The organism is Cupriavidus yeoncheonensis (assembly GCF_905397275.1).
GTDB lineage: Bacteria > Pseudomonadota > Gammaproteobacteria > Burkholderiales > Burkholderiaceae > Cupriavidus > Cupriavidus yeoncheonensis.
This window is the reverse complement of record NZ_CAJPUY010000027.1, coordinates 40199-62690: the sequence shown is the minus strand read 5'-3', so window position 1 is coordinate 62690 and position 22492 is coordinate 40199. Positions and strand designations below refer to the sequence as shown.

27 protein-coding genes are annotated in these 22492 nt (G+C 61.8%); 10 read left to right on the top strand and 17 right to left on the bottom strand.

All coding sequences use genetic code 11. The annotated features are described in order from the left end of the window. Positions 1–86: 86 nt before the first annotated feature. Together KHO22_RS27985 and KHO22_RS27980 are read left to right on the top strand one after the other, a co-directional pair. The gene (locus tag KHO22_RS27985; protein ID WP_211950427.1) at positions 87–533 is read left to right on the top strand and encodes an OsmC family protein; all 447 of its coding nucleotides are present in this window, start codon (positions 87–89) and stop codon (positions 531–533) included. A gap of 170 nt (positions 534–703) precedes the next feature. After that, the gene (locus KHO22_RS27980) at positions 704–1423 is read left to right on the top strand and encodes a hypothetical protein (RefSeq protein ID WP_211950426.1); all 720 of its coding nucleotides are present in this window, start codon (positions 704–706) and stop codon (positions 1421–1423) included. Between the two features lie 173 nt (positions 1424–1596). Here the strand turns inward: KHO22_RS27980 and KHO22_RS27975 are convergent, their stop codons facing one another. Beyond that, on the bottom strand, positions 1597–2571 hold the full coding sequence (locus KHO22_RS27975) for a LysR family transcriptional regulator (protein ID WP_211950425.1): 975 nt from the start codon (positions 2569–2571) through the stop codon (positions 1597–1599). An 80-nt stretch (positions 2572–2651) separates the two neighbouring features. Between KHO22_RS27975 and KHO22_RS27970 the strand changes: the two genes are divergently transcribed. From KHO22_RS27970 to nthB, 4 genes are all read left to right on the top strand, one after another. Continuing rightward, positions 2652–3974: an MFS transporter gene (locus KHO22_RS27970; RefSeq protein ID WP_230427061.1), complete on the top strand. Its 1323-nt coding sequence runs from the start codon at positions 2652–2654 to the stop codon at positions 3972–3974. 34 nt (positions 3975–4008) lie between these two features. Beyond that, the gene (locus KHO22_RS27965) at positions 4009–4941 is read left to right on the top strand and encodes a carbon-nitrogen hydrolase family protein (RefSeq protein WP_211950424.1); all 933 of its coding nucleotides are present in this window, start codon (positions 4009–4011) and stop codon (positions 4939–4941) included. 399 nt (positions 4942–5340) lie between these two features. Next, positions 5341–5946 carry a nitrile hydratase subunit alpha gene (locus KHO22_RS27960; protein WP_230427060.1) on the top strand — a complete coding sequence of 202 codons (606 nt, stop codon included), beginning with the start codon at positions 5341–5343 and terminating at the stop codon, positions 5944–5946. 14 nt (positions 5947–5960) lie between these two features. After that, complete coding sequence (gene nthB / locus KHO22_RS27955; protein WP_211950423.1) at positions 5961–6575, top strand: nitrile hydratase subunit beta; 615 nt, start codon at positions 5961–5963, stop codon at positions 6573–6575. Between the two features lie 385 nt (positions 6576–6960). Here the strand turns inward: nthB and KHO22_RS27950 are convergent, their stop codons facing one another. From KHO22_RS27950 to KHO22_RS27935, 4 genes are all read right to left on the bottom strand, one after another. Continuing rightward, a complete protein-coding gene (locus tag KHO22_RS27950) occupies positions 6961–8187 on the bottom strand; it encodes a CaiB/BaiF CoA transferase family protein (protein ID WP_211950422.1) in 1227 nt (408 codons plus the stop codon). Beyond that, positions 8184–9005, bottom strand: a complete 822-nt coding sequence (locus KHO22_RS27945) for an HTD2 family dehydratase (RefSeq protein ID WP_211950421.1) — start codon at positions 9003–9005, stop codon at positions 8184–8186. The genes KHO22_RS27950 and KHO22_RS27945 overlap by 4 nt, the downstream gene beginning before the upstream one ends. A 96-nt stretch (positions 9006–9101) precedes the next feature. Further along, the gene (locus tag KHO22_RS27940) at positions 9102–9773 is read right to left on the bottom strand and encodes an isochorismatase family protein (RefSeq protein WP_211950420.1); all 672 of its coding nucleotides are present in this window, start codon (positions 9771–9773) and stop codon (positions 9102–9104) included. Continuing rightward, positions 9740–9997, bottom strand: a complete 258-nt coding sequence (locus KHO22_RS27935; protein ID WP_230427059.1) for a CoA transferase — start codon at positions 9995–9997, stop codon at positions 9740–9742. The genes KHO22_RS27940 and KHO22_RS27935 overlap by 34 nt, the downstream gene beginning before the upstream one ends. 130 nt (positions 9998–10127) lie before the next feature. On the opposite strand from KHO22_RS27935, the gene KHO22_RS27930 reads away from it, so the two are divergent. Then, complete coding sequence (locus KHO22_RS27930; RefSeq protein ID WP_211950419.1) at positions 10128–11078, top strand: LysR family transcriptional regulator; 951 nt, start codon at positions 10128–10130, stop codon at positions 11076–11078. Here KHO22_RS27930 and KHO22_RS27925 read toward each other — a convergent pair. The 10 genes from KHO22_RS27925 to KHO22_RS27880 form a co-directional block, all read right to left on the bottom strand. Next, positions 11075–11233, bottom strand: coding sequence for an LLM class flavin-dependent oxidoreductase (locus tag KHO22_RS27925; protein WP_230427058.1), 159 nt, complete (start codon positions 11231–11233; stop codon positions 11075–11077). The two genes, KHO22_RS27930 and KHO22_RS27925, sit on opposite strands and share 4 nt — an antisense overlap. 37 nt (positions 11234–11270) lie before the next feature. Continuing rightward, on the bottom strand, positions 11271–12605 hold the full coding sequence (locus tag KHO22_RS27920) for an acetamidase/formamidase family protein (RefSeq protein ID WP_211950418.1): 1335 nt from the start codon (positions 12603–12605) through the stop codon (positions 11271–11273). Positions 12606–12645: 40 nt separating this feature from the next. Further along, positions 12646–13551, bottom strand: coding sequence for an alpha/beta fold hydrolase (locus tag KHO22_RS27915; RefSeq protein WP_211950443.1), 906 nt, complete (start codon positions 13549–13551; stop codon positions 12646–12648). Between the two features lie 176 nt (positions 13552–13727). Continuing rightward, positions 13728–14480, bottom strand: coding sequence for an HvfC/BufC N-terminal domain-containing protein (locus KHO22_RS27910; protein WP_211950417.1), 753 nt, complete (start codon positions 14478–14480; stop codon positions 13728–13730). After that, positions 14477–15310, bottom strand: a complete 834-nt coding sequence (bufB, locus tag KHO22_RS27905) for an MNIO family bufferin maturase (protein WP_211950416.1) — start codon at positions 15308–15310, stop codon at positions 14477–14479. The genes KHO22_RS27910 and bufB overlap by 4 nt, the downstream gene beginning before the upstream one ends. Before the next feature lie 81 nt (positions 15311–15391). Then, positions 15392–15661 (bottom strand): BufA2 family periplasmic bufferin-type metallophore, encoded by a 270-nt coding sequence (bufA2, locus tag KHO22_RS27900; protein ID WP_211950415.1) that lies wholly within the window; start codon positions 15659–15661, stop codon positions 15392–15394. Between the two features lie 47 nt (positions 15662–15708). Next, positions 15709–16473, bottom strand: coding sequence for an alpha/beta fold hydrolase (locus KHO22_RS27895; protein WP_211950414.1), 765 nt, complete (start codon positions 16471–16473; stop codon positions 15709–15711). Positions 16474–16543: 70 nt separating this feature from the next. Further along, a complete protein-coding gene (locus KHO22_RS27890) occupies positions 16544–16990 on the bottom strand; it encodes a DoxX family protein (RefSeq protein WP_420839662.1) in 447 nt (148 codons plus the stop codon). Beyond that, on the bottom strand, positions 16990–17265 hold the full coding sequence (locus KHO22_RS27885; protein ID WP_211950412.1) for a BufA1 family periplasmic bufferin-type metallophore: 276 nt from the start codon (positions 17263–17265) through the stop codon (positions 16990–16992). The genes KHO22_RS27890 and KHO22_RS27885 overlap by 1 nt, the downstream gene beginning before the upstream one ends. 121 nt (positions 17266–17386) lie before the next feature. Then, positions 17387–17719, bottom strand: coding sequence for a hydroxyquinol 1,2-dioxygenase (locus KHO22_RS27880; protein WP_211950411.1), 333 nt, complete (start codon positions 17717–17719; stop codon positions 17387–17389). A gap of 437 nt (positions 17720–18156) precedes the next feature. Here KHO22_RS27880 and KHO22_RS27875 point away from each other — a divergent pair, with 437 nt between their 5' ends. Both KHO22_RS27875 and KHO22_RS27870 read left to right on the top strand, forming a co-directional pair. Further along, the gene (locus tag KHO22_RS27875) at positions 18157–18867 is read left to right on the top strand and encodes an SDR family NAD(P)-dependent oxidoreductase (RefSeq protein ID WP_211950410.1); all 711 of its coding nucleotides are present in this window, start codon (positions 18157–18159) and stop codon (positions 18865–18867) included. Between the two features lie 338 nt (positions 18868–19205). Continuing rightward, positions 19206–19841 (top strand): glutathione S-transferase family protein, encoded by a 636-nt coding sequence (locus KHO22_RS27870; protein WP_211950409.1) that lies wholly within the window; start codon positions 19206–19208, stop codon positions 19839–19841. A gap of 221 nt (positions 19842–20062) precedes the next feature. On the opposite strand, the gene KHO22_RS27865 is transcribed toward KHO22_RS27870, so the two are convergent. Beyond that, entirely contained in the window at positions 20063–20461 is a 399-nt protein-coding gene (locus tag KHO22_RS27865; RefSeq protein ID WP_211950408.1) for a nuclear transport factor 2 family protein, read from the bottom strand. A gap of 67 nt (positions 20462–20528) precedes the next feature. Next, positions 20529–21143, bottom strand: coding sequence for an NAD(P)H:quinone oxidoreductase (wrbA, locus tag KHO22_RS27860; RefSeq protein WP_211950442.1), 615 nt, complete (start codon positions 21141–21143; stop codon positions 20529–20531). 296 nt (positions 21144–21439) lie between these two features. On the opposite strand from wrbA, the gene KHO22_RS27855 reads away from it, so the two are divergent. Next, positions 21440–22438, top strand: a complete 999-nt coding sequence (locus KHO22_RS27855; RefSeq protein ID WP_211950407.1) for an LLM class oxidoreductase — start codon at positions 21440–21442, stop codon at positions 22436–22438. Positions 22439–22492 lie beyond the last annotated feature (54 nt).

Here is a 22492-nt window from a genome sequence, read left to right as displayed (position 1 = left end):
GCAGCGATGCGCTTGCCGCCGGCGCAATACCCAACGCACCAATCAGCAAGTTTTTTTAACTGAACTCAAACATTGAGGAAACTGTTATGACCAAGCTCGAAAAAGTCGTTTACTCGGGTAAGACCCACACCACTGTCAACCGCGACCCAGGTGTCCAGCGTGGCGACTACGGCGTCGTCGACATCAGGCTGTCCGCCCCTGGTGGTGACAGCCATGAAATCATCGCCGCCGAACCGCACCCGACCGCCGAGCAACTGTTTGCAGGTGCCTGGTCGGCTTGCTACATCACCGCGCTGGGGCTCGTGGCCGCGCAGAAGAAGGTAAAGCTGCCACCCGATTATTCCTTGGACATCCAGATCGATCTGGGCCAGACGGGGCCGGGCTGGTTCTTCAATGCCCGGTTCACTATCCGCATGCCTGGCTTGGCACAGGACGTCGCCGAAGCCATCGCGAACTCGGCGCATCAGCTTTGCCCGTACTCGAGGGCGGTGCACGAAACCATCGATCTCGAGCAAACCATCATTACGTCGTGATGTGCTGCAGGCCGGCTGACCGGACCAGCCGGCCACCGGTGACGGCGAACGCCAGCCCGACTACTGAGGCGGCCCACGCTCTCGCCTGCAACATAGCCCGCTGGGCGGCGGGTCGCCGTTTTCGACGGCGGCCTGCCGATCAATATCATGCCGACTAACGGAGCCGTGTAATGATTGATCTTCTGAGGCAAGTGATTGCTGCCCATGGGGGCCTTGACCGCTGGAATGCCTTCAGGACGGTAAGCGCCGGAATCGTTTCCGGAGGCGAGTTCTGGGCGACCAAGGGTATTGCCACGGATGCCAACCCGCGCAGTATTACTACGAAGACACAGGAAGAATTGGCAACCATCACTCCCTATGGAGCTCCTGATTTTGTCATGACGTTCGTTCCGGACCGGGTTGTGATCAGGAACAGCCAGGGCGAGACCATCGCGGGGCGCGACCATCCCAGGTCAGCATTTGACGGGCACGGCGTAGACACCCCCTGGGATCCACTGCACCGGGCCTATTTCAGTGGCTATGCCCTGTGGACCTATCTGTCGACGCCATTCTTGCTTGCCATGCCAGGGGTTGCCGTACAAGAGGTCGCCCCCTGGGACGAGTCCGGTGAAGTCTGGCGGGTTCTGCGTGCGAAGTTCCCCCCGGCAATCGCCACCCACAGTGCCGATCAGGATTTCTACTTTGGGCCTGATTTCCTGCTGCGCCGCCACGACTATCAGGTGGACGTGTCCGGTGGCCTGGCGGTGGCTCAGTATGTGCATGACTTCGTCGCAATACGGGGCATCCGCTTTCCGAGTCGCAGGCGGGTCCACCCACGTGGCGCTGACATGCGACCGGATCGCAGTCACGCCCTGGTCTGGATTGATCTGTCCGATTTCGAGTTGCGCTAAGCCAACAGCTGTGCGTAGCCGTTGAAAGGCTAGACATCGCAGGTAATAAACTCTGCTGGAACGCGACCGGGGACAATGACCATTGATTCATCCTGCCGAACGCCTGATTCGTCCAATCTTCGGTGCCGAATGACGATATGTGGAAGCTTGTGATGTCACACTGGCCAGCATACTTAATCATGCCATCCGTTAGCGGAGCTGGATTGAACGTAACGCGAAGCGTACTGTAGTTCTCTGGTCGTCTCAATAACGAAATTTCGAAGCCATAGTTGCTCCGCACTTTCGTTCTGCGCCGCCCTCCATACCATGAATACCCGAAATGCGGGCACTGCAATAGGAACCGGGCTGACCGTCAGTCTCGCAATTCGCGCATAGGCATGGGCCGCAAACGTGGGAAGGGTGGCAATCGTATCGCCATACACCAAGACGGCCAACGCACCCGAAAAATGAGTAAACGACGCCGCGGCTTTGCGGGCGATCCCTTCATTCTCCAATAAATCATCAACGAAGCCACGGCGGCCATCAAATGAAATACGAACATGATCATGAGACAAATATTCTTCCCTGGTGATCGGGCTTTGAACGTTCAGTCGATGGCCGTCATAGAGGCATGAATAGGAGGATGAAAACAAGATTTGCGAGGCGTATTTGGAACTCATTTCCTTCGGTTCTGCGCAGAGCACGAAGTCGATATCCTCGTCATCCAGTGCAGATTTCCAAAGCTGACTGTTGGTCTGGTGAAAGGCAAAGCTAACGGCGAGTCCGCGCGATTGGGATTCGTTTACGAGCATCGGCGAGATACACGCTTCGATATCATCGGAAAGCGCGATATTGAATACTCGCCGGGTGCTTTCGGCAGCGAACTCATTCGGCTTGCTCAGGATGGAGGAGATGGCGCCCAACGCTTCTGTAATTTTAGGCGCGAGTTCTAGCGCTCTTCTCGTCGGTGCCATGCCGGTCCCTGTCCTAACGAACAGCTCGTCGCCGAACTGATCGCGCAAGCGTTTCAGGGCAGCGCTCACGGCACCTTGGGTCATATGAAGAATCGCCGCAGTTCGTGTGACGCTTCGCTCACCCATTAAACATTGAAAGGTAACGAGAAGGTTAAGGTCAAGCCTACTGATATTAGCGACATTGATGGATGGCATACGCACGATTCGTTTGATTGAACTCGATGCAATTCATACACTGCGTCCCCTAGATAAGTCAAACGAAGGAGGAGCAAGGAATGGAACATACGTTATTGCACAAAGCTGAGCCGCATGGCTCGGCCGCGGCAGCAGGAGCCGATTTCCGGAAGCGGTCGATTGCGGTCGGCATCGGCAATTTTATGGAGTGGTTCGATTTTGCGATCTACGGGTACTTTGCGGCGCTCATTGGCGCGACGTTCTTCCCGTCAGCGGCGCCCGGCGTTTCACTTCTCTCATCACTTGCCGTGTTCGCCGTGGGGTTCCTGTCGCGCCCCCTTGGCGCTTTCGTGCTCGGTCCTCTCGGGGATCGTCTTGGCCGACGATCAGTCTTGATCTTTACGGTCTTCGGGATGGGTCTTACGACGACGATGATTGGACTTCTGCCGGGGTATGACGCGATTGGCATCGCCGCTCCTGTGTTGCTCATCGCGCTGCGTTTCACCCAGGGGATGATGGTCGGCGGCGAGTGGTCGAGTGCCGGCATCTATATCGTCGAAAGTGCTCCCAGGAATGCACGGGCCAGGGCCGCGAGCGTTATCACAGGAACCGCCGCCGCAGCGTTCCTGATCGGTACGTTTGTCGCCGCGGTGATCTCTGCGTCGATGGGGGAGGCTGACATTGCAAGGTGGGGGTGGCGGTTGCCATTTGTCGCGTCGATATTCATGACCGCTGTGGCCATATACATTCGCCGCCGTCTGGGCGACACACCTGTCTATAAGGAGGTTGAGCGGCGTAGGGCTACGGAAGGGCTGGCGGTGGTATCCGCAAAGCAAAAAATGCGGGCGTTTGTCATGACCTTCGCGTTTTCTGCGTTGTTTGGCGTTTCGCTTTATTACTTCATCACCTACGCAAATAACCACCTGACCCAGACTGTTGGCCTCAGCAAATCTTCATCGCTATGGTTGTGCAGCGTCGCTCTGCTCATCTACACAGGGTTTCACCCGTTTGTAGGCAAACTGAGCGACCGAGTAGGACGCCGGCCGCTAGTGATCGCATCGGCCGTAGGGTTGACCGTGCTGCCCTATCCGGTCTTCCTGCTTCTCAATACAGGAAATTCCGCGGCGATTCTGCTGGGACTTGTCGTGCTGGCGGCTCCGGTATCGATCGCAGCAGTGATGAACGTCGTTCTGCTGGTTGAAGTCTTCCCTGCATCGATTCGCTCGACAGGGGCCGCCATTGGTCACAACGTAGCACAAGCAGTGCTCGCAGGCCCTGGTCCTTTCATTGCCGCCGCACTCATTCAGTACACCCGTGACCCCAACATTCCCGCCTGGTACCTCTCGGGTGTTTCGCTGCTATGTCTGATTGTGCTGTGGAAAATGTTGCCGGAGACGAGTCATCGCGACATTGCCGCCGGTTGACGACTTCTAGCCACACGATCAAAAAGGACTTCATATGTTTAAAGCTGCTGTTATTCAAGCTTCTTCGGTACCGTTCGATCCCAAGAGAAGCGCCGAGAAGGCTGCCGATCTCATTCGCACCGCTGCTCGTGAAGGCGCCGCGCTGGCGGTATTTCCCGAGGCATTTCTTGGCGGATATCCCAAAGGGGCGGCGTTCGGAACGGTGGTTGGACGACGTACCCCGAATGGACGCGCGCAGTTCCAAATCTATATGGACGGCGCCGTGACATTGGATGGTCCAGAGCTGTCATCGTTGGCGGATGTTGTATCCGAGACCGGTGTACATGTCGTTATCGGTGTCATCGAGAGGGTGGGCCGTACCCTATATTGCACCAGTGTCACACTGGCGCCAGGGGGTGGGGTGGCCGGATTCCACCGGAAGCTCATGCCGACTGGGCAAGAGCGAATCATCTGGGGTTTTGGCGATGGCTCGACTATCGCACCAGTAGAGACTTCTCTTGGCCGCATCGGATCGGTTATCTGTTGGGAAAACTACATGCCTGCATTGCGGCAGGCAATGTTTGCACAAGGCACGGAAATCTATTGCGCGCCAACGGCGGACGACCGCCCAACGTGGGCATCGTCGATGGTCCACATTGCATTGGAAGGACGTGTCCACGTCCTTAGCGCATGCCAGGCAATTACGCTGGGAGAGTATCCGGCGCGGTATCGCGACGACTTCGGCATGGAGGCCAAAGATGAGGACTTCATTATGCGCGGTGGCAGTATGATCGTCAGCCCGTTGGGCGAGGTGCTGGCGGGTCCAGTGCTCGATGAGGAGACTATCCTTTACGCTGATATTGACACGACGATCGGTCGGGGAGGAAACCTTGACTTTGACGTCTGCGGGCATTACTCGCGCCCAGAGGTATTTCATCTGAGTGTCAACACCGCTCCAATGCGGCCGGTTACTTTCGAGTCGGAATAGAGCTGGTGTAGTCGTCATGGGGGCCGGCGTGGCGCCTTCTCGGCAGCGCTGGCTTCTGTACTATCCGTGCCGATCCCCGGCCTTCGCTCCCCAACGGTCCGCGAAGGAGACATCAGGATTGCCATCCGCCCGGAAAATATTGCCCGTATGGCATAGGTGACGAAGGCGGGAAACTACTGCCGCGCGTACCTGACGTAAGGCATCTCGTGAACACCAAAATCGCGAGCAGGGTCGATCAGTGCTGGCGAACGGCACCCTCGACCTCGCGCCCGCATCATCGTCGTTGAGGCCTGATGGGGGGCAATACACTTCTTGCCAATATCGTGGCCTGCGGTCTTCTCATTCTGCACTGGCCACAATGCATTCGATGGAAGTTCTAAACCTCAATTGGAGTGAAACTTGAGTAACAACGGCGATATGATCCGACGCGTTGACGCGCTGGAGACCCTGATCAAGGCTAAGGGCCTGGTGACGGAAGAAACGATTAGCGATTACGAGCACTTCGTTGACGAGGTGTGGATGCCGGCCAACGGCGCTCGGCTCTGCGCGAAGGCGTGGACCGACGAGGCGTTCAAGCAGCGCCTGCTGTCTGATGGTAAGGCTGCGGCGGCTGAGCTCGGCTTTGTACTGCCCGAACATCACGGTAGCCTCGTGGTGCTTGAGAATCAGGAGAAACTGCACAACGTTATTTGTTGCACGTTGTGCTCGTGCACCGCCTTTACGATCATCGGGATGTCGCCAGGATGGTACAAAGACCTCGACTATCGTGCGCGGATCGTTCGGGAGGCACGCACAGTACTGTCCGAACTGGGCCTGACGTTGCCTGAATACGTCGACATTCGGATCTGGGACACCACGGCGGACACGCGCTACATGGTTCTTCCGTTGCGTCCGCCGCATACAGAGGGTTGGAGTGAAGCCGATCTGGCAAGTCTTGTGACGCAAGATGCGTTGATAGGTGTCGCCCGCCTCGAAGCACCCTACACGCCTGCTAACAACGACTGATCAAGGAGAGCGACATGGATGGCATGCACGATCTTGGCGGACGTCAGGGATTTGGCCCTGTCGATCCTTCCAACCGAGCCGCATTTCACGAACACTGGGAAGTCAAGATCAACGCGATTACCGGTCGCCTGGTAAAGCAGCATCTCTATAACATGGACGAGTACCGCTACGCGATCGAACGGATGGAGCCGCGGCATTACATGGCGGCATCCTACTATGAGCGCGTATTTACTTCTGTGGCAACGCTTTGCGTGGAAAAAGGTGTGATCACGCGGGAGGAATTGAACGCAGCCGCAGGCGAGGCGGTACCTCTTGCGCGCGAAGGCAAGCCAGGACGTGAAGCCATCGTGCCGTTGCCGGATATCGCAATAGGTGACACAGTGCTGGTGAACCCGGACTTCGTCGCCGGGCATATCCGCATGCCCGCGTACATCCGTGGCAAATGCGGCGTGGTAGTCGGAGTTTCGCCAGCATACCCTTTCCCCGACGCGGCTGCGCACGGATTGGTGAGTGGCAGGCAACGAACTTTCGATGTGCGTTTCAAGAGTAGCGATCTGTGGCCGGATAGCACCGAGCAGGCAGAAGTTCACGTGGGCGTTTTCCATGGCTACCTGAGCAAAGTGAAGTAAAGCCGGTGATGAGCGAAATGATCGGTAAGGCCGCCCCTGGTAACGCATAAGGCGTTGGGAGATCATGACCATTCCCGGCGTAAGGACGGGGTCATTGCGGGGTTGTGCTGTGCTGAACGGGCTGCGGCGGGAGCGGGAGTGCACCGCCGCTCCTCTTGCCTTTCAAATTAGGTCTGACGTCTTGTGAGCAGTGGTACGGGGGACATCGCCGCTAGCGCATTCGTAGCGGAGACTCGCCGTCTGGATTGTCTGATGTAGTAACCGGTCGGGGCGTGGCAGACCAGCCACGGCCGGTCTCGGGCGAGCTGGCCCTTGGTTGATTGCGGTGCGACCGGGGGTGTGTGTGGTAGGGCTTAGTCGTCTCCCGGCGCAGTTGATATCCCCATCAGTCAGCTTTTCCACTCGCGGAGGCTCCCTCAGCCAGGACGGCGCCGTCATCGATTAATTGCTGAACGGTGGCGGCCGCCATGCCAAGCTCCTGAAGAACTTCGCGCGTTTCCCATCCACGTGGCTGGGCCGGCGTACGCAGAGGCGGATAAGAATCGTTGAATCGGATCGTGGAGCGCAAGGCAGCAGCAGTACCTTCCGTCGGATGGTGCTCAAAGCTAATCAGGCCAACTGCCTTCAGATGCGGATCGTCTGGCAAAGATTCCAGCGTATGGCATGGCTTGGCGGCGATATCTGCTGCACACAGTATTTCGAGCCATTCTGCAGTCGTCCGTTGCGTCAACGGCGCACCACGGATGGCAAACCATTCCTTCACATACTTTGCGCGTGAGGACACCGATGAAAACCGAGAATCGTCCAGAAGCTCGTCCCTTCCAACTGCTTTCAGGAACGCGCGCACTTGGGAGTCGGTATTCACTGTAAACGAGACCCATCCGTCGGCTGTCTGAACAGGCTTATTATGCGGACTCAGAAGACGCATGTCCCCAGGCGGGCCAATGGGCGGGTCAAAGCTGCGCTGTGCCAGATGCTCCTGCAACACAAACGCAGACATCGTTTCGAACATCGGCACCTCGATGCTGCACCCGGTCCCACTCGTGCGCCATTGCGCCACGGCTGCCAACACCGCGCCTGCGGTAATTTCACCGACAACATGGTCGCAGATGAGCATGGGCACATAGGACGGCGTGCCGTCTCTGGCCAATGAAAGTCCTGTCATTCCAGTGGCCGCCTGGACAACGCTGTCGTACGTGGGCTGACCGGCATAGGGGCCGTCGGTGCCATATCCGGTGATCAAGCAATAGATCTTCTCGGGGTACTTCGCGCGAATCGTGGCGTCATCCAGCCCAAGTCGTTCCAAGGCTGATGGCCGCATGTTTGCAACAATGATATGGGCGGATTCCACAAGCTTCTCGATGGCCGCCAGGGCACCGGGCTTCTTGAGGTCCATGCAAATGTTGCGCTTGCCGCGATTGAAGTGAAGGTAAGTGCCCGAATGCTGGCCGGTAGGAGACAGACCTCCGAGCCCTCGCATGAGATCGCCATCGGGACTCTCCACCTTGATCACCTCGGCCCCATACTGTGCCAGACGCCAGGTACATACGGGACCCACTACGACGCTGGTGAGATCCAGGATTCGGATCCCTTTCAATGGTTCGAAACTCATTGAACCTCCACTTCCATCTTGGCCGCAACAACGCCCCGGTCGTCCAGAGCCCTCACATGCAACTTGCCATCGACCGATTCAGCCGTGAGTCGTATTGGACGGTCACAAAACAGGGGGGCGAGATGCTTCGTCTTGAAGCTGACCGGCAACGCCTTTAGGTCATTGGCGACAAACTCGGTCATCAGGAGGGTCACAAGGCCACCATTGACCACGAGGTCTGGAAACCCTTCGACGTTACGCGCGTAGGTCCGGTCTATATGAATCTTGTGGGAATTGAAACCCAGCGCGGAGTACTGGAACAACAAAGTCGCATCAGGAACAACGATTCTCTCACGCTGCCTGACCGCAAACTCGTCAGCCGCCGCTGGTGCAGCACCTGGGTTGGATTGCGCCGACAGCAGGAGGTATGTCTGCGTCTCAACGATGGCCACTTCGTAACCGGCAATCAGTTCATGGCGAATTTCAACGATTGCCATGCGTCCGGCTGCCGTGTTTTTTTCCACCAGATCCCGTATTGAACTCAGCCTGCGTACTGTGGCCCCTATGGGAATGTCGCGAGCATATTGAACCGACCGACCGCCTAGCATCAGGCGTGGCAAGCCCAAATCGGGCATCGGAACCCCCAGTCCGGGAAAACCATCGCGGCGCAACGCGCTGCGCGGTGTATCCGCACCGAGTAGAAGGAATTGCCAACCACGGGGCAAAGGGCTGCCCTCTACATACGCACCTGGATCACGGTCAAGCATCGCCGCAACACGCCGCGCCATGGCAACGGAGCAGGTCTCTGTCCGGGACACCCTGCCGTTCTCGATATTCATCCCTGCTTCCTGCCTTTTTCAGATATCTCTATAAAGTCGCGGAAGGCGTACTACTGTTCCGCCTTCACGCCAGAACGTCTCACAATATCGTCCGGCTTATGTCAGGAGAGCCACTACTTCGTCGGTCGTGCGTACGTCGGCGAACCATAGCAGCATGTTGGACAGTGTCGCGTTATGTTCTTCATCCGTGCGCGCCGCCGTGGCATCCGCGATGAAATGGACTTTGTAGTTAAGCATCATGGCGTCACGCGCAGTCGATTCACAGCAGACGTTGGTCACGGTCCCTGTGATGATTACCGTATCGATCCCCAGCGCCGAGAGCCGCTCGTGCAGGTCGGACGAACCCTGTATGAACGCGCTGAACCGTGACTTGAGCACCTCCTCGTCGTCAGGGTGGACCTCGAGCGCCGGATAGAGGTCGTGCCCGGTATGCCCCAGGCTCAGCACCTCGCCCAGCAGCTCCCCCCATCCGGCGGCGAACTCGGCGAACCGTTCCCACGGTGTCTCTCCGGCCGACGCCTGGGTATGCTTAAGCCAGAATACATGGCCGCCTGCCTGCCTCAGTGCCGTCGCCAGGCGATTCACGTTCGCGACGATACCTCGCGCCCCCGGCAACTCCCCGGGATAACCGGGGGCGACGAACCCGTTCTGCAGGTCGACCACGAGAAGCGCCGTCCTGGACGGCTGCAGGCCTTGGTACACATGCCGTGAGCCCCGGCGGGTGACGGCTCGGTCTATGACAGTCTGCGGAATATCGATCGTGTGCATGGTATGAAACTGAGTTGGTTTGGATGCCAATGGAAGACTCGACGGCTGGGGCAGGTCAGCGACGGGGCCAGCACTGGAGGCGTGCTGGATAACTGGCCGCGAACGACGCCGACATGCGGCCCCAGTCGCAGGCGGGAGCGCTCGACCTTAATGATCTCGGCACCCTGCTGGCAGAGAATGTGCGCGCAATAGGGGCCGGCGACGCCTTGGCCGATATCCGGCACGCAGGCCGGATATCGCCAAATCGGGATTCGGAAGAAACGCGGTCATATAGGAGAAATCAGACGGTTGGCTTATGCTAGGTTCAGCGCCCGCGCGAAACAATCCCGCAATTTGTGCCACCCGTGTTGACTCATGATTGACAATAATTTCGACCTCAACCTCGTCAGGCTGTTTGTAACGATGGTCGAGTCACGTACCCTCACCGCCGCAGCCGAGCGCAGCAGCATGACGCGGTCAAATGTGTCGCGACGACTGAAGATTCTCGAGGAGCGCTTTGGGGCTCAGTTGATGCGCCGCACTACCCGTCATATCGAACCTACTGAAGCCGGGCGGTTGCTCTATGGGCATGCGCTGCGCATGCTGGACGAGTTGCAGGCGGCGAACACGGCAATCGACAGCCTTGGTACGCTGGTTCGCGGCGATGTCCGCATTCGCCTGCCTACGGGACTTGGGCATCTTTATCTGACCCCATTGCTGCTTGAGTTTGCCCGTACCTACCCACAAATCTCGCTCCGGGTGGCCATCAATGACAATATTGGCGACCTCATTTCCGCAGAGGTGGACCTGGCATTGAAGATCACCTCCCACCCGCCCGAAGATCATGTGGCCCGGCGTATCTGCGACGTAGGCTGGTGCTTGTGCGCGACGCCCACTTTCCTAGATCGCCACGGGCCTATCTTGGGCGTGGAGGATTTCGAGCGTTGCGAGATGATTGCCCCATCATCGCTCGGGCGGCGATTTGCGCTCAAGATCTGGATGGCGGGAACACCGATGACCCTTCCTGTGACGCCTCGCATCCAGTCGGGGGATTATCCGTTCCTGCGCGAGTCCATGATGGCGGGCCTTGGCGTGGCGCTGCTGCCACGTTACGCCGTATGGCAACAGCTCCTGTCCGGAGAGGCTCGCGAAGTACTGGAAGAATGCGAGCCAGAAGGTGTCGGTGACAGCCTCTACATGCTGACCGCACCAAATCGATACCCGACGCTGGCCACGCGCACGCTGATGGATTTCATCCGCATCCATCTGGAGCGCCAGGCGGAGAACTGGGGACGCCGCAATCTGGCGCATCTACCTGTCGCCTAGGGCAGTAGCACGGCGGCGAGCGACCTCGATGCCGAACGCAGGGAATTCGATGGCGCGTCTCCGGACGCGATGCCCGGCACCAGCCGGCCTCCCTTCAACTGGTCAACGCCGGCGGCGGCCTTCGCGGTGTGCAGGGGATGCCGCAGCGGCAGCACGATGGCGCGGGCGACCCCAGGCCCGCGCCATCCATGGTCAGTCTAGCTGGTACTTCTCCCGCACCAGCTTGCCGATCCCCATGCGGTCGAGCACGGCCAGCGGGCACAGGAAGGTGACGCGGACGGTGCCGGGCAGCCTGCTGATGTCGATGGAACCGGTGATCGTCGCGCGATTGAGCACCTCGTCGTACGGCAGCCCGGTCACGTCAGCCGCGCGCTGCAGCCCGTTCTTCGTTGCCGCGTTGAGATCGACGCCGCTGCCGAGGAATGTCACGGGTCCGGATTCCTCGATTTCCAGCTGGCCCCAGCGCGCGCCTAGCTCCCGGGCCTTCTTCCGCTCGGCGGCGGACAGCGGGCGGGCCAGCGGCGGCAGGTCTTCCACATTCTGCAGCAGGATCGGTCCGTCGATCGTCAGGCCCTTGATGACCTCGACAGTCAGTTCCGTCTCGCCGGATACATCGGTCGCATGGCCGGCGATCTCGCCATTGCCCTGCTGCGCATGCATGTCGCCCAGGTACACGCCCGCGCCCGGCACCTTGACCGGGCTGATCAGGATGCAGCCCTCGCGGACCGAGTTGGTGTCCATGTGGCCATCGGTCTTGGCCTGCTGCAGCTCGTCGCTGGTCAGTGCGAAGCGGTGCGGCGCGCCGACCAGGTACTGCCCGAAGTCCGCGCAGTTGTGCGAATCGGGCAGGTCCCGTGCCGGCATCGTGCCGATATTGCCCAGGAACGGCCGCATGCGCGACGCCACACCGGGCATGTCGGCACGCGCCAGCGACAGGATCGAATGCTGCGCAGCCAGTTCGGGCAGCGCGGACATTTCCGACGCCTTGCCCGCCAGCCGGTCCGCCACCGCCTGGTTGACCGTCAGGCTGATCTGGTTTTCCTGGTCCAGCACGATCACGTAGCCGTGGCTGAAGCGGAAAGCGCTGACCTCGGCGCCGCAGTGACTGCAGCGAATGGCATCGTTGCCGATGCCCTCCACGTGGCTGGCGGGATGCTCGGTGCCGCACTGGCCGCAGAACTTGGCCACGAAGGGGTCGCCGTGATAGCGCCCTTCGACGAACTGCATCACGCCGGACGACGTGGCCGACGAGGTGACTGTCATCCGGCGAATCTTCAGCGCCACCGCATCGCCGACCTCGGCGCCGGCAATCGCCACCGGCTGCGTGACTTCATGCCCGCCCTCGAAGGCCGGCGTGATCATCGGGCCCCAGCAGCCCGGCGGCGTGCCGGCGACCAGCGTACCGCCATCGGCCAGCGGTCCCAGCATCGGCTGGCTCGGGCCGATCACTCCCTGCGTATAGCGCTGGACGCGGATCCAGTCCACGGCATCGGCGTCGTCGATGGGTTGAAGCGAATGGGATGTCATGACTCGTTGTCTCCTTGAGGACTAAGGTTGGCGCACCGCATCAGGTGCGCCACTTGCCGCCGCGCACCAGTTCGGTCACGGCATCGGCGAAGGCTTCGGGGGCTTCCTGGGGAAGGTTGTGGCCAACACCAGGGACCTGGCGATGGATGCGCGGGCCGATGAAGCGGGCGGCCGACGCCTTGCCGTCGGTAGCCGGTACCACGCCATCCGCGGTCCCGTCCAGGGTGATGGTGGGAACCGCGATGGGCGGAATGGCCGCGAGCTTTGTCTCGGTGGCCTCGTGCAATGGATAGCCGGCCGCCAGGCCAAGCCGATGCCGGTAGGAATGGATCACGACATCGACATAGTCGGGATTGTCGAAGGCCTCGGCCGCGCGGGCGAACGTCTGCGCATCGAACTGCCACGACGGCGAGTTGTTCTTCCACAGGATGCGGGCAATGTCGCGGCGGTTGGCTTCCAGGCCGGCACGGCCGCGCTCGGTCTGGAAGTAGTACTGGTACCAGAGGCCATGTTCGACCGGTGCCGCCAGCGGTGCGGCGGCATGGGCGATATCCTGGATCAGGTAGCCGTTGACCGAAACCAGGCCGACGCAGCGCGACGGACGGACGGCGGCCACGACGCACGCGGCACGGCCGCCCCAGTCATAGCCGGCCAGCACGGCCTCGGGCATGTGCAGCGCGTCCATCAGGGCGATCACGTCTTCGCCGATGGCGGCCTGCTGCCCGGCGCGCGGCGTGGAGTCGGCAAGGATGCGCGTGGTGCCGTGCCCGCGCAGATGCGGCACGATGACACGGCAGCCACGCGCTGCCAGGATCGGTGCCACGTCGACATAGCTGTGGATGTCGTAGGGAAAGCCGTGCAGCAGGATCACCGGCCGCCCCTTTTCCGGGCCGGCTTCGTGATAGCCGATATCGAGGTAGTCCGTGCGGACCTGACGGACCCGCATGCGCGGCAAAGGGTTGCCTGAAGCGCTTGCCGCGCCGCGATTGGCGTCCGGTGCTGCCAGCACCTGCGAGGCGGCGACCAGCGTGGCGCCCGCAACGCCGGAAAGCAGGACCTTGCGGCGGGAATGGAAGAGATTGCTCACGATGTCATGGCTCAGGGTTGGAGGAAGGGAAGCGCTCAGGCGGCTTCGACGCCGGCGATGAGTTCATTGCCAAGCCAGCTCGCCAGCAACTCGCCCGCCCGGGCGATGCCGTCATCTTCGCCAAGGCGCTCGACCAGCCACGCGCACAGCGCATCGAAGCGCCCGTTCGCCTGGACGTGCACCAGGGCGTCGCGCTCGATGGCATCGACTTGCCGCAGGTAGCATCCGAACTGCCGGCGCCAGACGACCAGGCCCCAGGCCCCCGCGAGCATCTCGCTGTCAGGCGGTGGCTGGTCATCGTTCATGGCAATCCAGATGTCCTGCGCATTGGTGCTGGCGGCCCGCAGCGTCAGTGACGGCGCCAGGACCAGGCGCGCGGCATCCCAGTCGATGTCCGCCAGCGATTCGACCGGCAGTGGGGCCGCGTCTGCCGACACGAACGACTGAGACATCGCGTGCTCGATCCAGGCCAGTTCGTGCAGGTCGGGGTTGTCCGGATACAGCGCAGCCAGCGTTTCGCCAAAGCCGTCGGCATAGGCATCAAGTGTCCAGGCGTGCGGCGGATGGCTGTCGACATGCGCGATGGCGGCGGCCAGGAACGCTTCGTCCCCCATCCATGCATGCACGCGCGGGAACGACGTCTCCAGGCAGCCCATCAGTTGCGCGCGGTAGTTGTTCTGGTAGACCGCGAGCCCGGCCGCAGCGTCCGCACCGAGGCGCCCCGCCGCATCGGGTGATGCCGTCGTCAGCCAGGCCCGGAAGTCCTGCTGCAAGGTCTCGAGCTTCATGCCTGGTCTCCCGCCATGGCACGCGCGATGGCAAGCTCGCCAAGCAGTTCGGCAAGCGGCGGAATGTTGTCGTCCCGCTCGATCATGGTGGCGACCGCGCCGACGCGCGACCGCACGCGGGCATAGAGTTGCCACACGGCCTCGCACACCTCGCTGTCATGGGTGTCGATCAGCAGGTCGCGTCCCTGACTGTGGCCGGCCAGGTGGATCTGGCGTACGTGCGCGGCGGCAATGCCTTCGACAAAGGCCTGCGCGTCGAAGCCGTGATTGGTGGCACTCACGTAGATATTGTTGACGTCCAGCAGCAGCCCGCAGCCGGTGCGATCGCACATCGCGCCGAGGAACTCCCACTCGGTCATGGCTGCGCCGGGAAAGGCAAGATAGCTCGACGGATTCTCGAACAGCATGGCACGGCCAAGCACGTCCTGCGCCATGGCGATGTTGCTGCAGACGATGTCCAGGGCTTCTTCGGTGTACGGCAGCGGCAGCAGGTCGTGGGAATTGAATCCGCCGACACGCGACCAGCTGAGATGGTCGGAGACGAACAGCGGTTCGATCTCGTCGACCAGCGCCTTGAGCCGCTGCAGGTAGCTGCGGTCGAGACCGTCCGACGAGCCGACCGACATCGACACGCCATGCAGCACGACCGGATACCGGCCGCGCACCTCGCGCAGGACATGGCGGGGCCGGCCGCCGTCGACCATGAAGTTCTCGGAGATCACTTCAACAAAATCGACCGGCACCTCGGCTTCCAGGAAGTCCTGGTAGTGCTCCTTGCGCAGGCCGAGACCGTAGCCTGCGAATGGCTGACTGAGTACTGGCATGGTCATGCTCGCTACCGTGCAGAAAGTGGGGCATGGAAAGGCCGGGGGCTTGCGCCGCCCGAATCCTTCCGGCGCGGGTTGCAGTGTTTACTTCGGTTCCGTCAGCGTCCCGCCTTCCTTCAGGCAGACCGACGCCGGCTTGACAAGCACGCCCTTGCCCTTGCATTCGTTCAGGCCGGCGCAGTCGTTGCTGGCCGTGGCGCACAGGCTGGTGCCCTTGCAGGAATTGACGCCGTAGCAGCGGCCCGGCTCATCGCCGCCGGCGGCGCGCGCCGGGGCGGTCATCGACAGGGAGGCCAGCGCGACGAGGGCGGTGGCGGCGGCAAGGGTGGCACGGGACTTGATGGTCATGTTCATGGTGAAACTCCAGGTTGGGTTGGAAAAAAAAGAAGATCTGACTACCGCTAGCGGACATTCAGCGCGGCTTCCTCGATCACCTGCGCAACCGCTTCCGGCTGCGAGATGTGCACGGCGTGGCTGGCCTTGATCTCGGTCACCTTCGAACCGGCGCGCTTGTACATCCAGCGCTGCAGGTCCGGGTTGATGACGCGGTCATCCGAGGCCACGATGCCGTAGGTCGGCTTGTCATGCCATGCCGCCGTCCAGATGTTTCCGGAAAACAGGGCGTTGGGCACCAGCGCCTGCGAAGCCGCCATGAAGTCGGTGCGGTTCACCTTGATATCCGCGGCATAGTCGGCGTTGAACTTGTCCGCATCGACGAACAGGTGGCCGTCACGCGTCGAGCGAACGCTGGCGGCGCCGGCGGCCGGCATGGAGGCGTTAAGCTGCTTGATGCCTTCGCCAACGTCCGGCTGGAAGCCGGCGACATAGACCAGTGCCTTCACCTTCGGCCGGGCGCCGGCTTCCGAGATGACCAGGCCGCCATAGCCGTGGCCGACCATGACGACAGGGCCGAGCTGCATGGCGATGCGGTCGCGCACCACACCGACGTCGTCTCCGAGTGACACGTGGGGAAGCTGCACCACGCTGACCTTGTAGCCCTTGTGGAACAGGATGTCGTGGACCACGCGCCAGCCCGAGCCATCCTCGAAGGCGTCGGATACGAGCAGGATGTGCCTGGCGCCTGCCGGCGCCGGCGGGGTGGCCGCCGGGGCAAGCGAGGGGGCCGCCAGCACCACCGCGGTGGCGATTATCGGTATAAACCGCATTGCGAATCTCCGGCAGGCCGGTGCGGCCTGCATTGAATGGGAAAGACAGATAAAGAGCGAGCGTGTCCGGCTAGTGCCTGCGCAAGGCGCCGCGCACGACGTGATCCAGCGACCAGGCTCCACCGCCGTAGGCCACCAGCGGCAGCAGCAGGCCGGCCCAGCTCAGGTGCGTCGGCCACGCATCGGGATAGACGAAGATCTCGATCACCGCGGTCATGCCGAGCAGCGCCGCTGCCGAGAACCGCGTGCACAGACCAAGCACAAGCAGCAGCGGGAACAGGTGCTCCGACCACGTGGCCAGAGCCGCGGCCAGATCCGGCGGAATCACGGGCAGCGCGTATTCCGATGCGAATAATGCAAAGGTCGACGCCTTGATCGTGAGCAGCCCCTCCACCTTGGTCCTGCCCGACAGAAAAAACACCGAGGCGATGCCCAGCCGGGCGACCAGCAGCAGCGCGGCGTTCACCGCAGCGGTGGCCTGCTCCGGCACGATCGCGTGTTGGCTGGAACGCGACATCATTGGATGGCCTTCAGCGAACCGTAGCCCTTGGGCGTCTTGATCGTCGTGCAGGTGCCTTTCTCGACCATGGTCCAGGCATCGCCCTGGTAATCCGTCTTGGACGTGCCGGCACAGCTGGTGCCCGGGCCGGCGGCGCAGTCATTCTTGCCGGCGAGCGACACGCCATAACATTTTTCGAGGGCCTTGGCCGGCTCCGCGGCATGGGCAGCGCCACCCAGGGCATTGAGAGAGAGCGCGAGCGTGGCAGCAATGAGAGCGTGGGAACGAATCATGATGAACTCCTGATTTGGGAACAAGGAAAGAGTCAGACCCGCCGGCTGCCGTCGATGACGGCGAGGCCGGCGTGGAGGCGATTTCGATCACGCCTCCTGGTCATGCGGCAAAGCTGGGGCTTCAGGCGTAGGAGCCGTCCAGATACGGATCGAACGTGCGCGCCGGCGACGCCGAGACACCGCTGCGGTCCATGCCGGCCAGAGTGCGGGCGCCGTCGGTATAAGGGTCGCGCGGCTCTTGCAGCGTGCGGGCGCCGTCGGTGTACGGGTTGCGGGATTCCTGCACCGTGCGGGCGCCATCGGTGTACGGGTTTCGTGCTTCCTGCGCCGTGCGGGCACCGGCGGTGTAGGGGTCGCTTGCCCCGGCATAGGACAGCCCGGCCGCCTGGGCGCCAGCTGCGGCGGCTGCCAGGGTGACGGCGAAGACAAGACGATTGACGAGGTTGGTACGCATGATCGGTTTCCTTGGGACGTTGCGTTGAGAATCAAGCAGCTGCGAATCGCTTCGTTGTGCTTCGCCGCCGTCTACGGAACGTATTTAAAGAGACCGACGTATCGCGCCTGTAGCGTGCGGGAACCTTTTCTGTCAGGGCTTGTATCGTTCCGGCCGCGTGATACAAGCGCGTACAAAGTGGGGATCTCGCCGCCGTACGGGAATGCCATGGCTTACCGGCCTGGTCTGATGTGATGTGTGGGTTGCCCCGGTGCAAAGCGACACCCTGCCACCCCCGCCAGACCTCCACCGAGCGCGCCGGACTTGTACCTCGCGCGAACAACTGTTTGTTCCCCTGAGGTCTTCGAAGACGGCAAGGAATTGCCTAGATTGGAACCCATCGGAGCCGCCGGCCCGATCGGCGGCAAGGCCGAGCCAACTTACATCGAGGTGCAAGAATGAGTGCAGCAAAGAAAGTCGTAGTGATCACGGGCGCATCGCAGGGCATTGGCGCTGAACTGGTCAAGGCATTCCGGGAGCGCGGCCATCGCGTTGTCGCCACGGCACGCAGCATCAAGCCGTCCGACGACCAGGACATCCTGGCGGTCGCCGGCGATCTCGCCGACCCGTCCACGGCGCGTCGTGTCATCGCCGAAGCGGTGGCGAAATTTGGCCGCATCGACACCCTGGTCAACAACGCCGGCATCTTTGTCGCCAAGCCGTTCACCAGCTATACCGACGAAGACTATGCGGCCGTGACCGGCATCAACCTGACCGGCTTCTTCCACATCACGCAGCTGGCTATCGCCGAAATGGAGAAGCACCGCAGCGGCCACGTGGTGAGCATCACGACCAGCCTCGTCGACCATGCGATCAATGGGGTGCCCTCGGTGCTGGCCTCGCTGACCAAGGGCGGCCTCAACGCGGCAACCAAGTCGTTGGCCATCGAGTACGCCAGGACCGGCATCCGTGCCAACGCGGTGGCACCGGGCGTCATCAAGTCACCGATGCATCCGCCGGAAACGCACGAAGCACTGGGCGCCCTGCACCCCATGGGCCATATGGGCGAGATGCGCGATATCGTCGATGCCGTGCTGTATCTCGATTCCGCCCCCTTTGTCACTGGCGAGATCCTGCACGTCGACGGCGGCCAGAGCGCCGGCCACTGAGCCAGGGCCGCAAGCGGCAAAGGCAGCGGCGTCAATACCGGACGCTGCGTGAACTGGGGCGCGGCACCGGTTTTGACCGGGGGGCGCGGTGGGCGGGTCTCACCGCGCCCCCATCGCGATGACCAGACCGCAGCGGCGATTGCCTGACCTGACGAGTAAGGTGATACTGGCAAACGGTGGATCGTCCCTATAAGCAGGGAGGAAACCACGGGCGAGAAGGCAAGGGCAGCGCAAGCTCAAGCCCGGCCCGGAGAACTGCCGGGGCCAGTTGTCCTGGTAGAGCAGGGAGGCGGCGCGCCTCGCGCCTGGCCACGTGCCCGATCTGAGGATTGCATCTCATGAGTATCCTGTTGCATACCTGGAATACGCCGAACGGGCGCAAGATCAGTGTCGCGCTCGAGGAACTGAACTTGCCCTACACCGTCAGGACGGTGAACATCCAGAAGGGCGAGCAGTTTGCGCCGGAGTTCCTGCGCATCAGTCCGAACAACAAGATTCCGGCAATCGTCGACCCTGACGGTCCGGACGGCCAGCCGATCAGCGTCTTCGAATCCGGCGCGATCCTGCTGTATCTCGGTGAAAAGACCGGCAGGTTCCTTCCGGCAGGCTTGCGCGAACGCATACCGGTGCTCGAATGGCTGATGTGGCAGATGGGCGGGTTCGGCCCCATGCCCGGCCAGGTCCATCACTTTCGCATGCTCGAGTCCGAAACGGACCGGCGGTATGGTCTCAAACGCTATTCCGAGGAAACGTACCGTCTCTATGGGGTCCTGGACCGCCGCCTTACACACGTGGAGTTTGTCGCCGGCGAGCTGTCCGTAGCCGATTTTGCAATCCTTGGCTGGGCCTGGAGGCATGAGCGCCATCAGGTCTCCCTCACTCAGTTCCCGAACGTCAGGCGTTGGTATGAGACCTTGTGGGCGCGTCCAGGCGTGCAGCGCGGTTTCGCGGTCAAGCTGGACGACGAGGCGTAGCGAAAGGGACGGGCGCTGTCGGTCCCGGCGGCTTGCGCTGGCATCTGCCCCATCCGCAGCCCGCAGCGCTGCGCCGAATCAAATCGATTGCCGCAGTCATTCAACCCCGCCCTGGATTTTCGTCAGCCGGACTCGAACCGGCATCTATTTAGGCCGCCCGTCGCATCGCCGGGCGGCCTTCTTGCGCATGGCAGATAGAGAACAGTAGGTCACGAACGGTACTACGCGTCGAGATGGGTATAGAGCTTGTTGACGATGCGCCATTCATTGCCACCGGTCTTGAGCAGCGACAGGAAATTGAAATAGTTGTTGCCGGTCACTTTTACGCGAACCTTGGCCGAGGCGATCGCGCCGATTACCTCGACCGAGAGGATTGACATGCCATAAGGATCATTGCGCGACGCCGGACTCTCGCGATTGGCCACGCCGTCCACGTAGACGTCGAGCGCCTTCTGCACGATTTCGCCGCGGACTTCGGCGAACAGCAATGCCTGGGGATGAAACGTCGATCGCAGCGTGCGGGCATCGCCGTCGTAGAGGGCGTCTAGGTAGGTTTGCAGCAGTTCCAGGATCCGCTGATGGTCATCGTCGACGGACGGCAGGGTGCTTCTGCGGGACATGTTGCGATCTCCTGAGGGATGGGCAGGGATGGGCGGCGCGATGATCCCGCCGCCCGGCTGGATAGGCTTACTGGTTGCGGCCGCGCAGAAGTGTGGTAGTGACCTCGGCGATATGACGACCCTGGAAGCGTGCGCCCGCCAGCTCGTTTTCGCTTGGCTGGCGCGCGCCATCCACGCCGGCCAGCGTCGTTGCGCCATACGGGGCGCCGCCCGTGACTTCGTCCATGCGTGTCAGGCCACTGAACGAGTACGGCAGACCCACGGTGATCATGCCGTGATGCATCAGGCTGGTCAGGATCGAGAACAGCGTGGTCTCGGCGCCGCCATGCTGGCTCGCCGTCGAGACAAAGGCACCGCCTACCTTGCCGATCAGCTTGCCGCCGGCCCACAGGCCGCCGGTCTGGTCGAGGAAGTTGGCAACCTGGGCGGCGACGCGGCCGAAGCGAGTCGGCGTGCCGATGATGATCGCGTCGTAGTCGGCCAGTTCTTCAGGATTTGCTATCGGAGCTGTCTGCTCGGTCTTGGCGCCAGCCTGCCTGGCGACTTCCGGAGGCATCAGCTCTGGCACGCGCTTGACCGTGGCTTCGGCACCGCCGCTGCGTGCACCGTCGGCGATGGCATTGGCCAGGTGTTCCGTGTGACCGTAGGTCGAGTAGTAGAGCACGAGGACTTTGGCTTTCATTTCGGGTTCCTTTGCGGCGTCAGCCTGGTTGAGGGCCGACGCGAGCAGTTGCTTGATGAGTTTGAACATTGGGTGGTTCCAGTAACGCGCGGATGCATCGTTGGAAAGCAATGTAGGCGGCGAAAAGGGCCTGAAAAACCGTGCAGGCGGAACATGAGTCCATACACGGTGTAACAACCGCCGGATTGGCCCGGGCGCTGTCAATGCCGGAGAACAATTGAATTGCCGGGAACCCCGATGATCCGAGGGCGAGGGTGCGCCAGAATGGCCACATCGACCCATGCACGGAGGCAGTCATGCTGATACCCGCTCCCCAGTCCGCACCACAATCCAACCCGGGGTTCGCGCGCATGTTTGCACCAGGGCGGCTTACGCTTGGCGTGCTGTTCGCGATCGAGGCCTATGCCGGCGACGCGCCAACAATGAGGGATCAGGTCCGTCTTGCCCGCGAGGCGGAAGCCGCCGGATTTGCCGCACTGGGTGTCCGCGATGTGCCATTGCGTGACCCGGACTTTGGTGACCTCGGGCAGATCTACGATCCGTGGACCTGGCTCGGATTCGTTGCCGGCCAGACCTCGTCGATCGCGCTCTTTACCGCGGCGATCGTCCTGCCGCTTCGCCATCCATTGCACACAGCCAAGGCGGCCGCCAGTATCGACAGGCTAAGTGGCGGCCGGTTCGTACTTGGAGTTGCCTCCGGCGACCGCGCGGTGGAATTTCCCGCGTTCGGTGTCGACCATGCCGAGCGCGGCGCGCTGTTTCGTGAGCAGGCCGCCTACCTGGAAACGGTGTGGGGCAACAATTTTCCGCAGATCCGCAGTCCGTATGGCGTCTTGCAGGGGGCGGACCTGGTGCCGAAGCCCGTGGCGGCACGCGTGCCGTGGATCGTGACCGGCAACAGCCAGCAGTCGGTGGACTGGATTGCCCGCAAGGCCGACGGCTGGATCACCTATCCGCGCCGGCTCGACATCCAGGTCGAGCTGATCCGGCAATGGCATGCCTCGGTCGAGGCCGTTACCGAGGGTGGGTTCAAGCCATTCGCCCAGCCGTACCACATCGACCTGGCATCGGACCCCAACGTCTCACCCACGCCGATCCACGGTGGTCACCGACTTGGCCGCAGCTGGCTGATGCGGCATCTCGAGACGCTCGAACGTGCCGGGGCCAACCATGTGCTGTTCAATCTCAAGTATGGAAGCCGCCCTGCGCAGGCAGTCCTGGACGAGCTCGCCACGCATGTCTTGCCACGCTTCCCGGCGCTCGGTATCTCCGGGGCGCCCGCGACGAACGGCTGATCCTGTCTTCCGAGCAGATCCATTGCCGGCGCCTCCCATGGCTTTGGCAGTATG

Bases quoted from the DNA above. Each gene is read 5' to 3' on its own strand.
- KHO22_RS27855 (WP_211950407.1), top strand. From the start codon at position 21,440: ATGCTGATACCCGCTCCCCAGTCCGCACCACAATCCAACCCGGGGTTC.
- bufB (WP_211950416.1), bottom strand. From the start codon at position 15,310: ATGACCATGCCAGTACTCAGTCAGCCATTCGCAGGCTACGGTCTCGGC.
- KHO22_RS27885 (WP_211950412.1), bottom strand. From the start codon at position 17,265: ATGATTCGTTCCCACGCTCTCATTGCTGCCACGCTCGCGCTCTCTCTC.
- KHO22_RS27880 (WP_211950411.1), bottom strand. From the start codon at position 17,719: ATGCGTACCAACCTCGTCAATCGTCTTGTCTTCGCCGTCACCCTGGCA.
- KHO22_RS27945 (WP_211950421.1), bottom strand. From the start codon at position 9,005: ATGAATATCGAGAACGGCAGGGTGTCCCGGACAGAGACCTGCTCCGTT.
- nthB (WP_211950423.1), top strand. From the start codon at position 5,961: ATGGATGGCATGCACGATCTTGGCGGACGTCAGGGATTTGGCCCTGTC.
- KHO22_RS27930 (WP_211950419.1), top strand. From the start codon at position 10,128: ATGATTGACAATAATTTCGACCTCAACCTCGTCAGGCTGTTTGTAACG.
- KHO22_RS27865 (WP_211950408.1), bottom strand. From the start codon at position 20,461: ATGTCCCGCAGAAGCACCCTGCCGTCCGTCGACGATGACCATCAGCGG.
- KHO22_RS27975 (WP_211950425.1), bottom strand. From the start codon at position 2,571: ATGCCATCCATCAATGTCGCTAATATCAGTAGGCTTGACCTTAACCTT.
- KHO22_RS27950 (WP_211950422.1), bottom strand. From the start codon at position 8,187: ATGAGTTTCGAACCATTGAAAGGGATCCGAATCCTGGATCTCACCAGC.
- KHO22_RS27985 (WP_211950427.1), top strand. From the start codon at position 87: ATGACCAAGCTCGAAAAAGTCGTTTACTCGGGTAAGACCCACACCACT.
- bufA2 (WP_211950415.1), bottom strand. From the start codon at position 15,661: ATGAACATGACCATCAAGTCCCGTGCCACCCTTGCCGCCGCCACCGCC.
- KHO22_RS27970 (WP_230427061.1), top strand. From the start codon at position 2,652: ATGGAACATACGTTATTGCACAAAGCTGAGCCGCATGGCTCGGCCGCG.
- KHO22_RS27875 (WP_211950410.1), top strand. From the start codon at position 18,157: ATGAGTGCAGCAAAGAAAGTCGTAGTGATCACGGGCGCATCGCAGGGC.
- KHO22_RS27965 (WP_211950424.1), top strand. From the start codon at position 4,009: ATGTTTAAAGCTGCTGTTATTCAAGCTTCTTCGGTACCGTTCGATCCC.
- KHO22_RS27910 (WP_211950417.1), bottom strand. From the start codon at position 14,480: ATGAAGCTCGAGACCTTGCAGCAGGACTTCCGGGCCTGGCTGACGACG.
- KHO22_RS27895 (WP_211950414.1), bottom strand. From the start codon at position 16,473: ATGCGGTTTATACCGATAATCGCCACCGCGGTGGTGCTGGCGGCCCCC.
- KHO22_RS27870 (WP_211950409.1), top strand. From the start codon at position 19,206: ATGAGTATCCTGTTGCATACCTGGAATACGCCGAACGGGCGCAAGATC.
- KHO22_RS27890 (WP_420839662.1), bottom strand. From the start codon at position 16,990: ATGTCGCGTTCCAGCCAACACGCGATCGTGCCGGAGCAGGCCACCGCT.
- KHO22_RS27915 (WP_211950443.1), bottom strand. From the start codon at position 13,551: ATGCGGGTCCGTCAGGTCCGCACGGACTACCTCGATATCGGCTATCAC.
- KHO22_RS27980 (WP_211950426.1), top strand. From the start codon at position 704: ATGATTGATCTTCTGAGGCAAGTGATTGCTGCCCATGGGGGCCTTGAC.
- wrbA (WP_211950442.1), bottom strand. From the start codon at position 21,143: ATGAAAGCCAAAGTCCTCGTGCTCTACTACTCGACCTACGGTCACACG.
- KHO22_RS27940 (WP_211950420.1), bottom strand. From the start codon at position 9,773: ATGCACACGATCGATATTCCGCAGACTGTCATAGACCGAGCCGTCACC.
- KHO22_RS27920 (WP_211950418.1), bottom strand. From the start codon at position 12,605: ATGACATCCCATTCGCTTCAACCCATCGACGACGCCGATGCCGTGGAC.